At 66.4% G+C, this 12089-nt stretch carries 11 protein-coding genes; 3 read left to right on the forward strand and 8 right to left on the reverse strand.

The window, feature by feature from the left end; translation table 11 throughout:
• Positions 1–26: 26 nt before the first annotated feature.
• Positions 27–872: an NAD-dependent epimerase/dehydratase family protein gene (locus DBY63_RS16625; RefSeq protein ID WP_108581645.1), complete on the forward strand. Its 846-nt coding sequence runs from the start codon at positions 27–29 to the stop codon at positions 870–872.
• Between the two features lie 51 nt (positions 873–923).
• On the opposite strand, the gene gltP is transcribed toward DBY63_RS16625, so the two are convergent.
• The 5 genes from gltP to DBY63_RS16650 all read right to left on the reverse strand — a co-directional run bounded on the left by gltP (position 924) and on the right by DBY63_RS16650 (position 6663).
• Entirely contained in the window at positions 924–2273 is a 1350-nt protein-coding gene (gltP, locus tag DBY63_RS16630; RefSeq protein WP_007159910.1) for a glutamate/aspartate:proton symporter GltP, read from the reverse strand.
• Positions 2274–2583: 310 nt separating this feature from the next.
• Positions 2584–3414 carry an aldo/keto reductase gene (locus tag DBY63_RS16635; protein WP_108581646.1) on the reverse strand — a complete coding sequence of 277 codons (831 nt, stop codon included), beginning with the start codon at positions 3412–3414 and terminating at the stop codon, positions 2584–2586.
• Positions 3415–3480: 66 nt separating this feature from the next.
• Positions 3481–3843, reverse strand: coding sequence for a hypothetical protein (locus DBY63_RS16640; protein ID WP_223855398.1), 363 nt, complete (start codon positions 3841–3843; stop codon positions 3481–3483).
• 145 nt (positions 3844–3988) lie between these two features.
• Positions 3989–5188 (reverse strand): formaldehyde dehydrogenase, glutathione-independent, encoded by a 1200-nt coding sequence (gene fdhA / locus DBY63_RS16645; protein WP_027597391.1) that lies wholly within the window; start codon positions 5186–5188, stop codon positions 3989–3991.
• A 167-nt stretch (positions 5189–5355) separates the two neighbouring features.
• On the reverse strand, positions 5356–6663 hold the full coding sequence (locus DBY63_RS16650; RefSeq protein WP_177411467.1) for an MFS transporter: 1308 nt from the start codon (positions 6661–6663) through the stop codon (positions 5356–5358).
• 487 nt (positions 6664–7150) lie between these two features.
• Between DBY63_RS16650 and DBY63_RS16655 the strand changes: the two genes are divergently transcribed.
• Positions 7151–7552, forward strand: coding sequence for an acyl-CoA thioesterase (locus DBY63_RS16655; protein WP_026083995.1), 402 nt, complete (start codon positions 7151–7153; stop codon positions 7550–7552).
• 18 nt (positions 7553–7570) lie between these two features.
• Here the strand turns inward: DBY63_RS16655 and DBY63_RS16660 are convergent, their stop codons facing one another.
• Positions 7571–8779 (reverse strand): aldose 1-epimerase family protein, encoded by a 1209-nt coding sequence (locus tag DBY63_RS16660; protein WP_037007502.1) that lies wholly within the window; start codon positions 8777–8779, stop codon positions 7571–7573.
• A gap of 231 nt (positions 8780–9010) precedes the next feature.
• Here DBY63_RS16660 and DBY63_RS16670 point away from each other — a divergent pair, with 231 nt between their 5' ends.
• Positions 9011–9457: a hypothetical protein gene (locus DBY63_RS16670; protein ID WP_007159917.1), complete on the forward strand. Its 447-nt coding sequence runs from the start codon at positions 9011–9013 to the stop codon at positions 9455–9457.
• A gap of 45 nt (positions 9458–9502) precedes the next feature.
• Here DBY63_RS16670 and DBY63_RS16675 read toward each other — a convergent pair whose 3' ends face one another.
• Positions 9503–10903: a sugar porter family MFS transporter gene (locus tag DBY63_RS16675; protein WP_027597387.1), complete on the reverse strand. Its 1401-nt coding sequence runs from the start codon at positions 10901–10903 to the stop codon at positions 9503–9505.
• Positions 10904–11012: 109 nt separating this feature from the next.
• A complete protein-coding gene (locus tag DBY63_RS16680; protein ID WP_108581648.1) occupies positions 11013–12065 on the reverse strand; it encodes an SMP-30/gluconolactonase/LRE family protein in 1053 nt (350 codons plus the stop codon).
• Between the last annotated feature and the right edge of the window lie 24 nt (positions 12066–12089).

Genomic DNA, 12089 nt, shown 5'->3' on the forward strand with positions numbered 1-12089 from the left:
CCCGGCCTTTGCAGAAGGAAACACCGATGAGCACCATCCTGATCGCCGGTTGCGGCGATGTCGGCAGCCGTCTCGGCCTGCAACTGGTCGCCCAGGGCCACCGGGTCTTCGGCCTCAGGCGCACTGTCGCCGCCCTCCCCGCTGAGTTGCTGCCGGTCGCGGGCGATCTCGCCGAGGCCACGCCGCCGGCCGCCTGGCCGCGCGAACCCCTCGACCAGGTGGTCTATGCCACCGCCGCGACCCACCATGACGAAGCCGGCTATCGCGTCGCCTATGTCGAGGGCCTGCGCCACCTGCTCGGCTGGCTGGCCGCCTGCGACCAGCGTCCGCAGCGTCTGCTGTTCGTCTCCAGCAGCGGCGTCTATGCCCAGGGCGATGGCGCCTGGGTCGACGAAACCACCCCTGCCGAACCCGAGCGCTTTTCCGGACGCATCCTGCGCGAGGCGGAAGACCTGGCGCTGGGCAGCGGCCTGCCCGCCAGCGTGGTCCGCCTGACCGGCATCTATGGCCCGGGACGCGAGGCGCTGCTGCGCCAGGTGCGCGAGGGCTCCCGGGTGACCCGCGAACCGCCGCTGTATGGCAATCGCATCCATGTCGAGGACGCCGCCGGCCTGCTGGCGCTGCTGCTGCAGCGGGACCGCGAAGGGGTCGCCCTGGATGATCTCTATCTGGGCGTGGACGACGATCCGGCGCCGCTGGACGAGGTGGTCGACTGGCTGCGGGCACGGCTGGGCATCACCTTCTGGTCCGACGAGGCCCAGTTGCGTCGCGCCGGCAGCAAGAGATGCAGCAACGCCCGCGCCCGGGCGCTGGGCTGGACGCCCCGCTACCCCAGCTATCGCGAGGGCTACGCGGCCATTCTCGCCGGCTGAAACGACGGAGCCCGGCACAGGGCCGGGCTCCGTTCTCAGCTAGCCAGCCACTCAGTCGCGCAGGGCTTCACCGCGGGTGGCCTGAGGACGCTCCTCGACCTTGGCGGTGCTCTTCAGGTGCGGCAGGGCTGCCCAGTAGGCGGCGCCCTTCTCGGCGTCGTAGAGACCTTCCCACTTGGCGATGACCAGGGCGGCCAGGGCGTTGCCGATCACGTTCAGGGCGGTGCGCGCCATGTCCATGATGCGATCCACACCGGCGATGAAGGCCAGGCCTTCCAGCGGAATGCCGACGCTGCCCAGGGTGGCCAGGAGCACCACGAAGGACACGCCCGGCACGCCGGCGATGCCCTTGGAGGTGACCATCAGGGTCAGCACCAGCAGCAGCTGCTGGCTCAGCGACAGGTCGATGCCATAGAGCTGGGCGATGAACAGCGCCGCGATGCTCTGGTAGAGGGTGGAGCCGTCCAGGTTGAAGGAATAGCCGGTGGGCACCACGAAGCTGGTGATGGACTTGGGCGCGCCATAGGCCTCCATCTTCTCGATGATGCGCGGCAGCACGGTTTCCGAACTGGCGGTGGAATAGGCCAGGATCAGCTCGTCCTTGAGGATGCGGATGATGCGGAAGATCGAGAAGCCGAACAGCTTGGCCACCAGGCCCAGCACGCCGAGGGCGAAGAAGCCGATGGCGACGTAGACCAGCACCACCAGCTTGGCCAGCGGCAGCAGGGAGGCGAAGCCGAAGTTGGCCACGGTCACCGCGATCAGCGCGAAGACACCGATGGGGGCGTAGTTCATGATCATGTGGGTGACCTTGAACATGGCCTCGGAGATGCCCTGGAAGACCCGCACCACCGGCTCGCGGGTGGCTTCCGGCAGGGCGCCCAGGCCCAGGCCGAACATCACCGCGAAGAAGATGATCGGCAGCATCTCGCCACGGGCGACGGCGGCGAAGACGTTGGACGGGATCAGGTTGAGGATGGTCGCGATGAAGGCGTGGTCATGCTGCACTTCCGCGGTGGTCTTCTGGTACTGGGAGATATCGGTGGTGCCCAGGGTGCTCATGTCGATGCCGGCACCGGGCTGCACGCTGTCGGCGAAGAACAGGCCGACAACGATGGCCAGGGTGGTGACGATCTCGAAGTAGAGGATGGTCTTGAGACCGATGCGACCAAGCTTCTTGGAATCGCCGACGCCGGCGATGCCGACCACCAGGGTGGCGATGACGATGGGCACCACGATCATCTTGATCAGCCGGATGAAGATGTCGCCGGCCGGCTTGAGGACGTTCGAGATCCACCAGGCTTTCTCGGCGCTGAAGTGGTTGAGCAATGCGCCGACGGCGATCCCCAGCACGAGGCCGATAAGGATCTGCCACGCGAGGCTGAGCTTGGGCTTGGTCATGTACCGACACCTTTGTTCTATTTGGATGGAGTTCGGGACGAACGTCACCGTGCCGGGTCGTGATGCGCGAAGCGCATGCAACGCCAACGAGAGGGTGCGTTCAGGCTGCGGAAACGGTGCTCGAAAAGGACTGGGAGCACCAAGGCGTCACACTTTTGCCAGAGGGTAACGGGGTATGTCTAATGCCGCTGTCGCCTGCCCTATGCCGATCCGGCATGAGGTGTCCCGAAAGGGCCGCGCAGCATACAGGCACTGGCGCCTTGCGCGCCAGGCATACAGAGGCGCCGCTCATCGCGGCGCCCCCTGAACGTCAGCCGTTGAAGGTCGCGGGGTCCGGACCCAGACGCTTGTCCTGGTTCAGCCCGGCGATCTGCCGCATGTCTTCGTCGTCCAAGGCGAAGTCGAAGATCTGCATGTTCTCTTCGATGCGCTTGGGCGTCTTGGATTTGGGGAAGATGATGTTGCCGAGCTGGATGTGCCAGCGCAGCACCACCTGGGCCGGCGTCTTGCCGTGCTTGGCCGCCAGTTGCTGCAACACCGGGCTGCCCAGCAGCTCGCCACCCTGGGCCAGCGGACTCCAGGCTTCGGTGGCGATGCCCTTGTAGGTGTTGAAGTCGCGCAGCTCCTGCTGCTGCAGCAGCGGATGGCATTCGATCTGGTTGACCACCGGCACCACCCCGGTCTCGGTCAGCAGGGTCTCGACGTCGGCCTGACGGAAGTTGGACACGCCGATGGACTTCACCCGACCCTGGTTGCGCAATTCGATCAGCGCCTTCCAGCTGTCGAGGAACAGGCCCTTTTCCGGCAGCGGCCAGTGGATCAGGTAGAGGTCGACATGCTCCAGACCCAGCTTGGCCAGGCTGGTGTCGAAGGCGCGCAGGGCGCTGTCGTAGCCCTGGTCGGCATTCCACAGCTTGGTGGTGACGAACAGCTCGTCACGCGGCAGACCGGCCTGGGCAATGGCCTGGCCGACGCCCTCTTCGTTGCCGTAGATGGCAGCGGTGTCGATGTGTCGATAGCCGAGGTCCAGGGCGGTCTTGACCACCTGGGCGGTCTCTTCGGCCGGGGTCTGCCAGACCCCCAGGCCGAATTGCGGAATGTGGTGACCGTCGTTGAGCTGAAGACGGGTGATCGCGGACATGCGTCGCTCCTCTGAGATTGATGACTGTCAGAGGTGTGACTGGCGGCAGTGGCCTTTTGCTCCCGATCAGTCGAGCCGCACGGCTTCGGGGACGCTGTAGCTCTCGACCCAACCCAGCAGGGTACGGCCGTCCTGCTGCACCTCGATGCGCTTCCAGCGCTGGAAGGAACGGGTCTCGATCACCCGCACCTGGGTGTCGCCGTCCAGCCGCGTCAGGGTGTTGCGCGCGCGCTCACGACTGCGGTCGTAGACGAAGGGCCACTTGAGCACATCGACCGGGCCGCGCAGCATCCAGCCCTGTCCTTCTTCGGCGAAGCGAAAGGACACTCCGCCCTCGGCGCGGGCTGGGTTGCTACCCAGCAGCAACAGGGCCGCCACCAGCAGTGAAGGAAGGATACGGCGAAGGGTCGAAAGGACATTCGGGGTCATGTTGGCCTCGTCTGTGGCACCAAAAAAAACAGCGCCCGGGGTGGACGCTGCGGAGGTAGACCCTCTGGTACGACAAACGACTGCACGGCTTGCCCGAGAAATGCCAAATGGCCAGCAGTCTCGGACAAAATCCTTAGTGCAATAGCTAGGCCGCGCTGAACAGCTTGTGCGGATCGATGACGAATTTCTTCGGGACGCCCGAATCGAATTCGCTGTAGCCGCGGGGGGCCTCGTCCAGGGTGATCACCTGCACGCCGACGATGTCGGCGATCTTGATGCGATCCCACATGATCGCCTGCATCAGCTGGCGGTTGTACTTCATCACCGGGGTCTGGCCGGTGTGGAAGCTGTGGGACTTGGCCCAGCCCAGACCGAAGCGGATGCTCAGGGCACCCTGCTTGGCGGCGGCATCGACCGCACCCGGATCGTCGGTGACATAGAGACCGGGAATGCCGATCTTGCCGGCTACCCGCACGATGCCCATCAGCGAGTTCAGCACCGTGGCCGGGGCCTCGCTCTTGGCGCCTTCGTGACCATGGCCGCGGGCTTCGAAGCCAACGGCGTCGACGGCGCAATCCACTTCCGGCGTGCCCAGCAGCGCGGCGATCTGTTCGTGCAGCGGGGTATCCTGGGACAGGTCGGCGATCTCGAAGCCCTGGGCCTTGGCGTGAGCCAGGCGTACCGGGTTGACGTCGCCGACGATGACCACGGCGGCGCCCAGCAGGCGGGCCGAGGCGGCCGCGGCCAGACCGACCGGGCCGGCCCCGGCGACATAGACGCTGGTGCCCGGACCGACGCCGGCGGTGACGGCGCCGTGGTAGCCGGTGGGCAGGATGTCGGACAGGCAGGTCAGGTCACGGATCTTTTCCATGGCCGCGTCGCGATTCGGCAGCTTGAGCAGGTTGAAGTCGGCATAGGGGACCAGCACGTATTCGGCCTGGCCACCGACCCAGCCGCCCATGTCGACGTAGCCGTAGGCACCGCCGGCGCGCGAGGGATTGACGGTCAGGCAGACGCCGGTGTCCTGCTCCTTGCAGGTGCGGCAGCGACCGCAGGCGACGTTGAAGGGCACCGAGACCAGATCGCCGACCTTGAGGGTCTCGACGTCACGACCCGCTTCGATGACCTCGCCGGTGATCTCGTGGCCGAGCACCAGGCCTTCGGGGGCAGTGGTCCGGCCGCGCACCATGTGCTGGTCGGAACCACAGATGTTGGTGGAGACCACGCGCAGGATGACGCCGTGGTCGATACGCTTGCCCTGCGGGGTTTCCATCTTCGGGTAGGGAATGGTCTGCACCTCGACCTTGCCCGCGCCCAGATAGACGACGCCACGATTACCGGACATGTTGCACCTCGCTGTTATTGTTGGACTGGCTCTAGCGGTTCGAGCCTAGTCCTCGCGAAGCGCGGCGTCTGTGGGGATGGCGTTTTTGGCGATGCCGAGGTCGCCCCTGCGGGTCGGCCTGGCCAACCCGGTCACGCCGCCACGGCGGGCGGCATGACCGGCCGGGATCAGGCGGGTTCCAGGGCGGCGGCGCGGCGCTCGCGGCTGAGCAGGTAGCAGCCGATGCCCACGCCCAGCAGGGCCAGGCCCATGACGTACCAGGCCGGGCCCAGCGGATGCTGCTTGAGCATCAGGGTCACGACCATGGGGGTCAGGCCGCCGAAGATGGCGTAGGCCACGTTGTAGGAGAAGGACAGTCCCGAGAAGCGCACCTTGGGCGGGAAGGCCAGCACCATCACCCGCGGCACGCCGCCGATGACGCCGACCGCCGCGCCGGCCAGGGCATAGAGCGGGAACAGCCATTCCGGATGGACCTTGAGACCGGCATAGAGCGCCCAGCTGGCCACTGCCAGGATGAGACCGCCGCCGATGAACACCGGGCCGCTGCCGAAGCGATCGGACAGGGCGCCGGAGACGATGCAGCCCAGGGTCAGGAAGACGATGGCCAGGCTGTTGGCCTTGAGCGCCAGGGCGGCGGAGAAGCCGTACTGGGTCTGCAGCAGGGTCGGGGTCATGAGGATGACCACCACGATGCCGGCGGTGAGCATCCAGGTCAGCAGCATGGACAGGATCACGCTGCTGCGGTGGTCGCGCAGCACGGCCTTGAGCGGCACTTCCTCGGCCAGCGACTTGTGGATCGCCAGTTCGGCAAACACCGGCGTCTCGTGCAGCCAGCGGCGCAGGTAGACCGAGAACAGGCCGAAGACGCCGCCGATCAGGAAGGGAAAGCGCCAGGCGTAGTCGGCCACTTCCACCGGGGTGAAGACGGTGTTGATCAGGGTCGCCATCAGCGAGCCGAGCAGGATGCCGAAGGTGAGACCGGCGGTCAGGGTGCCGCAGGCATAGCCGACGTGCTTGCCGGGGACGTGTTCGGAGACGAACACCCAGGCGCCGGGCACCTCGCCGCCGATGGCCGCGCCCTGGATGATGCGCAGCACCAGCAGCAGGATCGGCGCGGCCACGCCGATCTGCGCGTAGGTGGGCATCAGGCCCATGCCCAGGGTCGGCAGGGCCATCATGAAGATGCTCAGGGTGAACATCTTCTTGCGCCCGAGCAGGTCGCCGAAGTGGGCCATGATGATGCCGCCCAGCGGACGTGCCAGATAGCCCGCGGCGAAGATGCCGAAGGTCTGCATCTGTCGCAGCCAGTCGGGCATGTCGGCGGGAAAGAACAGCTTCCCCACCACCGCGGCGAAGAAGACGAAGATGACGAAGTCGTAGAACTCCAGCGCGCCGCCCAGGGCGGACAGCGAGAGGGTCTTGTAGTCGTTGCGGCCCAGAGGGCGCGACGTGAGCGGCGCAGAGGCGGATTGCAGTTTCATCGAGGATCCCGGACAAGAGAGGAGCGCAAAGGAAATTCGGCCTCTGGCATCCCTCCGGGTGTAGCGGACAAGACGCGGCCCCGAGTGACCGTCCGCCTGGAGCGGCTGGCAGGGATCGGGCGGGTCGCCGGATGGGCGCCGGACCTGCACCGCGCCGCCTGCGCTCTTGTGGAGCACGGCGGCAGCAGGTCTACCGATCATTACCTGATCATCGGACGTGCAGGGCCCTCTGGATTGCCTGGCCGTGCACGGTCTCCACGATAGCAAATCTGCAAGGAATTTCCGCTACTCATTCAGTGCCCATTCAGGGCTCATCTGCCGAGCTATGGCTGTTCCATCCTGGTGCAAAAGCGGTCGAGCCGCCCTGCCCCAGGCGTTATACTGTAGCCCCCTAACGATCTCCGCCGAGAGATTGGCAGCATTCTTGCGTGCAGATGCTGAACGTTACCTACCTATCCGGGCTCCCGAGGGCCCTGTCATGATCGAAGAGCTCGAACAAGAAGATCCCATCCCCCAGGGCGACCTGGCCATGCAGATCACTGCGCTGCCCCGCGAGACCAATGGCTTCGGCGACATCTACGGCGGCTGGCTGGTGGCCCAGATGGACCTGGCCGGCAGCGCCATGGCCAGTCGCCTGGCCGCCGGGCGCGTGGCCACCGTGGCCATCGACCGCATGGCCTTCATGACGCCGGTGCCCGTGGGCGCACAGCTCTCCTTCTATACCAACACCCTGGAGGTGGGCCGCAGCTCCATCCAGATCCTCATCGAGGTCTGGAGCGACGATCCGCTGTCCAGCGAGTGGAGCAAGGTGACCGAGGCGGTATTCGTCTTCGTGGCCATCGATGGCAGCGGCCGCACCCGCCCCCTGCCCGCGCGGCGCTAGCACCCGCCGGCCTTGCCGCTAGGGCTCCCGGGCCAGCGGCGCCTCGCGCACCTGGGTCGGCCGTCCGTGGCGGATGCCTTCGACCTGCTCCAGCGCCTGCCGGACCTCGGCGGCGGTGGCCAGCAGCCGATAGTCGAGAGTGAAGTCGCGCGTGCCGCCGGCCTCGATGCGCGGCACCAGCCCCAGGGCCCGCTGCTGGCTGCGGTTGTAGGAAAAGCTGGTGCCCGGCTCCAGGCCGGTGACATAGCCCTGGGCCTTGGCATCGGTGTTCTTCCACAGGGTGAAGACCGGCAATTCCCGCACATTGAAGGCCAGCGCCACGCCCTGGTGGGCACTGCGATCGTGCAGTACCGCGAGGCTGCGCCCCTGATCGTCGCCCCAGGGATAGAGGTTGTAGACCGTCTCGCCATAGCCCGGCGTGGGCGCGCGATAGGTCTGCCACTCCGCCAGCTCCTGGCGCGCCCGCGCATCGAAGGGTGACACCTCCCGCACCGGCGCGGCGAACCGGGCGCCTTCACCGAGCAGCGGCGGCCCGAAATTGCTGTGATAGAGCACCTGGTACTCGGCGGCGTGCGCCCCCTGGTTGGTCAGGCGATCGTGCAGGGTGAAGCCGGTGGCCCCGGCGTGGGTGACCAGTTCGGTGTCGATGCGAAAGTTGGCCTGCTTGAAGGCCTCCTCGTGCAGCACGCCCTTGAGGCTGATGCGGTGCGGCGGCTGTTCGTCGATGGTCAGCACCACCTGGCTGGCCGGCAGGTAGCTGGCCCGACCGTGCAGGGTCAGCAGTTGCCCCCGGTCCATTCCGGGGTGGCCGACCCACTCGAAGCCGGCGCGCGCCACCAGTTCGTTGAAGCCTTCCAACCAGCCCAGGCCATTGCGGCTCTCCAGGTTGACGAAGGCCGGATTGACCACCTCGCGCACCGGCGAATCCCAGCCCAGTCGCAGGGTGCCGGCCTGGGCGCGCAGGACGTTCATGCCGCGGGTCGCCACCACGGTGAGCTGCAGGGCGCCGGTGTCGATCTCGATCAGCACCGAGCCTTCCTGGCGCCCGCCACTCAGGCGGTGCACGCCGACGGCAAAGGCCAGGCCATCGCGCAGGCCCAGGCGATCGCTGCTGATGCTCCAGTTCTGCACCGGCTTGTCGGGGGCGATGAGGGTGTATTCCCAGGCCGAGGCGCTGGCGCTGACAAGGAACAGGAGACAGCCGGACAGCAGACGAGCATGAATCATGGAGTCCCCTTGGCGGCGCGATCGCCTTGAGTCTAGACCAGCCTTCGCCCGGCTGCAGGCCTCGTTCCAGACCCGGAAAACGGCCGAGACCGGCGATTCCCGTATAGGTTTGTTCAAGGAAATCAAAGGAATGGGTAAAGACAACCTTTACCATTCAAACGACCGTTCGGTACTTGCCAGGGCAGCGATTTTTGCCGAGGATCGGCTCGTCTCTACCACGGAGTGGACTCCATGAAACCTTCAGCCCTGTTCTTGTTGCTTGCCCTGGCGGGCGTTGCCCCGGCGTATGCGGGCAATACCGAAGCCGGACTCGGCGGCGCCGTGGGTGGCGTACTCGGTACCCTGGTCGGCCAGCAGGTCGGCGGCAGCACCGGTGCGGCCATCGGTGCCGGCGTCGGCGGTGCAGCAGGTGGTGTACTGGGCGCTGACCGGCGCAATAGAACCGAGGCCGCCATCGGCGGTGGCCTGGGCGCGGCGGGCGGCAACGTGATCGGCAATAGAGTCGGTGGTAGCACCGGCGGTCTGGTCGGCGCGGCCCTGGGGGGCGGTGCCGGCGGTGCCCTGGGCAACAACCTCGGCGACAGCGGTCGCGACGACCGCGGCTATCGGGGCTATCGCGACCACCCCGGCAAGGGCTGGAAGCACGCCAAGCACCGACACAAGCACTGGGATCGGTAATGAAAAACGCCCGGCATCGCCGGGCGTTTTCCTGTGCGCTCGAGCCTACTGACCGAGGTCGCGCAGGCGCTTGCCCTGCATCAGGTTGCGTTCGATGCGCTCCAGGGTGACGCCCTTGGTCTCCGGTACCAGCAGGAACACCAGGAAGATGAACACCACGTTCAGACCGGCATAGATCCAGAAGGTGGTGCCCTGCCCCAGGGTGCCCAGCATGGTCAGGAAGGTGGCGCCGACGATCATGTTGGCGATCCAGTTGGTGAAGGTGGAGCAGCCGATACCGAAGTCGCGGCCCTTGAGCGGCTGGACTTCCGAGCACAGGGTCCAGATCAGCGGACCGGCCGACATGGCGAAGCCGACGATGAAGATCAGCAGCATGACCACGGTAAAGGTCTGCTGGCCGTGGCTCAGGTTGCCCATGCCGAGCATGGTGCCGACCACGCCCAGACCCACGGCCATGACCACGAAGCCGGTATAGAGGATGGGTTTGCGGCCCCACTTGTCGACCAGGAAGATGGCGATGAAGGTGGCCAGCACATTGGTCAGACCGACCGCGGCGGTAAACCACATCTGGGCGGCGGTGTCGTAGCCCATGCCTTCGAAGATGCGCGGCGCGTAGTACATCACCACGTTCATGCCGGTGAATTGCTGCACCACCTGCAAGAGCACGCCCAGGCCCACCGAGCGGCGGAAGTTGGCGTTCTCCTTGAACAGCGACCAGCCCTTCTGCGGCACCTTGAGCTGCTCTTCGATCTCGGCGACTTCCTGCTGGATGACCTTTTCGTCACCGCGCAGCTTGTGCAGGACCTTGATGGCCTCCTGCTTGCGCCCGGCCATGATCAGCCAGCGCGGACTGTCCGGCAGGGCGAAGACGCCGATCAGGAACAGCACCCCGGGGATGGCGATGATGCCGAGCATCCAGCGCCAGGCCTCGTAGTAGCTGAAGGCGGTGTTGGACAGGAAGGCGATCAGGATGCCCGCGGTGATCATCAGCTGGTACAGCGAGATCATCGAGCCACGGATGTTTTCCGGCGCGACCTCGGCCAGGTACAGCGGCGCGGTGAAGGAAGCGATGCCGATGGCGAGGCCGAGCAGGAAGCGGGCGAAGATCAGCATGGTCGGCGAGGTGGCCAGGCCACAGAGGATCGAGCCGATGACGAACAGGATGGCGCCCAGCATCAGGGACTTCTTGCGACCCAGCTTGGCCGACAGCGAACCGGCGCCCAGCGCACCCAGGGCGGCGCCGGCCATCATGCTGGAGACGATCCACTCGATCACCTGATCGGAGATCTGGAATTCCTGCTGGATGAATTTGGTGGCGCCGGAAATGACGCCGATGTCGAGGCCGAACATGAGGCCGGCCAGGGCGGCCATCAGGCAGGCGAAGATCGCCTTGGGCTGCGCCTTTTCGGTGACGTGACCGTCGGCGTGGGTAGTGGTGTTGCTCATGACTGAGGCTCCTCGCTCGCCTTGTGGGCGATCTTGTTGTCGCGGGTCGTTCCGTATCCGTTTGTTACAGACCTGTCCAACGACCCTTGGTTCGGCTGATGAGAAGCCCCTACCAGAGCCGCGCGGGCTGGGCGTTCACATAGGTGGCATAGAGCGAACCACCGCCGGTGATGAACAGGCGATTGCCCTTGAGGCCGCCGAATTCGACGTTGGAGACGGTTTCCGGCAGGTGCAGGGTGGCCAGTGGCTGGCCGCCTGGCGTGAAGACCCGCACGCTGTTCTGCTCGGCCGAGCCGGCCCAGCTGCACCAGAGGTTGCCGTCGCTGTCGACGCGGAAGCCGTCGATCACGCCCTGCTCCTTGGCGTCGATCAGCACCTCGCCACCGCCGAGGGTGCCGTCGTCCTTCAGGGTGAACGCCCTGAGGTGATTGGGCTTGCCGGGATTGCCGCCGCCGGCGGTGTCGCTGATGTAGAGGCGCTTGCCGTCGGGCGCGAAGGCCAGGCCATTGGGGCGGCCGAAGTCACCCACCGCCACCGTGGCCTTGCCCTGGGGATCGATGCGATAGACGTTGGTGGGCAGCTCGAAGTCGGCCTTGTGGCCCTCGTAGGCGCCGAGGATGCCGTAGCCCGGATCGGTGAACCAGATGGCGCCATCGGCCCCGACCACCACGTCGTTGGGGGCGTTCAGCGGCTTGCCGTCGAAGCGGTCGAGCAGCACCGTGACGCTGCCGTTCAACTCGCGGCGAGTGACGCGGCGGCTGTCGTGCTCGCAGCTGATCAGTCGACCCTCGCGATCGCGGGTGTGGCCGTTGGCGTTGTGGGACTGGTCGTCATAGACGCTGACATGGCCGTCGTCGGCGCTCCAGCGCATCACCCGGGCATTGGGGATGTCGCTGAACAGCAGGCAGCGCCAGTCGGCCATCCACACCGGGCCTTCGGTCCAGAGTCCGCCGGACCACAGCCGTTCGACGAAGGCGTTGCCCAGGCGGCCCTTGAAGGCCGGGTCGTGGATCTCCCAGGCCGGATCGGGCATGACGATGGGCGGCTTGCCCTCCCAGTTGCGGGTGAGACCGAACTTGTCGTCGGCCAGGGCGCGGCTGGCGACCAGACCGGCCGAGGCGGCCAGGGACACGCCAAGAAAGGTGCGACGGGCGAGTGGCATGGGGAGACTCCTTTGTTGTCGTTA

Origin of the sequence: Pseudomonas sp. RIT411 (assembly GCF_003057735.2) — a bacterium.
Taxonomy (GTDB): domain Bacteria; phylum Pseudomonadota; class Gammaproteobacteria; order Pseudomonadales; family Pseudomonadaceae; genus Chryseomonas; species Chryseomonas oryzihabitans.

Excerpts from the sequence above, each read along its gene's own strand:
- DBY63_RS16625 (WP_108581645.1), top strand. The coding sequence starts at position 27 with ATGAGCACCATCCTGATCGCCGGTTGCGGCGATGTCGGCAGCCGTCTC.
- gltP (WP_007159910.1), bottom strand. The coding sequence starts at position 2,273 with ATGACCAAGCCCAAGCTCAGCCTCGCGTGGCAGATCCTTATCGGCCTC.
- DBY63_RS16635 (WP_108581646.1), bottom strand. The coding sequence starts at position 3,414 with ATGTCCGCGATCACCCGTCTTCAGCTCAACGACGGTCACCACATTCCG.
- DBY63_RS16640 (WP_223855398.1), bottom strand. The coding sequence starts at position 3,843 with ATGACCCCGAATGTCCTTTCGACCCTTCGCCGTATCCTTCCTTCACTG.
- fdhA (WP_027597391.1), bottom strand. The coding sequence starts at position 5,188 with ATGTCCGGTAATCGTGGCGTCGTCTATCTGGGCGCGGGCAAGGTCGAG.
- DBY63_RS16660 (WP_037007502.1), bottom strand. The coding sequence starts at position 8,779 with ATGATTCATGCTCGTCTGCTGTCCGGCTGTCTCCTGTTCCTTGTCAGC.
- DBY63_RS16670 (WP_007159917.1), top strand. The coding sequence starts at position 9,011 with ATGAAACCTTCAGCCCTGTTCTTGTTGCTTGCCCTGGCGGGCGTTGCC.
- DBY63_RS16675 (WP_027597387.1), bottom strand. The coding sequence starts at position 10,903 with ATGAGCAACACCACTACCCACGCCGACGGTCACGTCACCGAAAAGGCG.
- DBY63_RS16680 (WP_108581648.1), bottom strand. The coding sequence starts at position 12,065 with ATGCCACTCGCCCGTCGCACCTTTCTTGGCGTGTCCCTGGCCGCCTCG.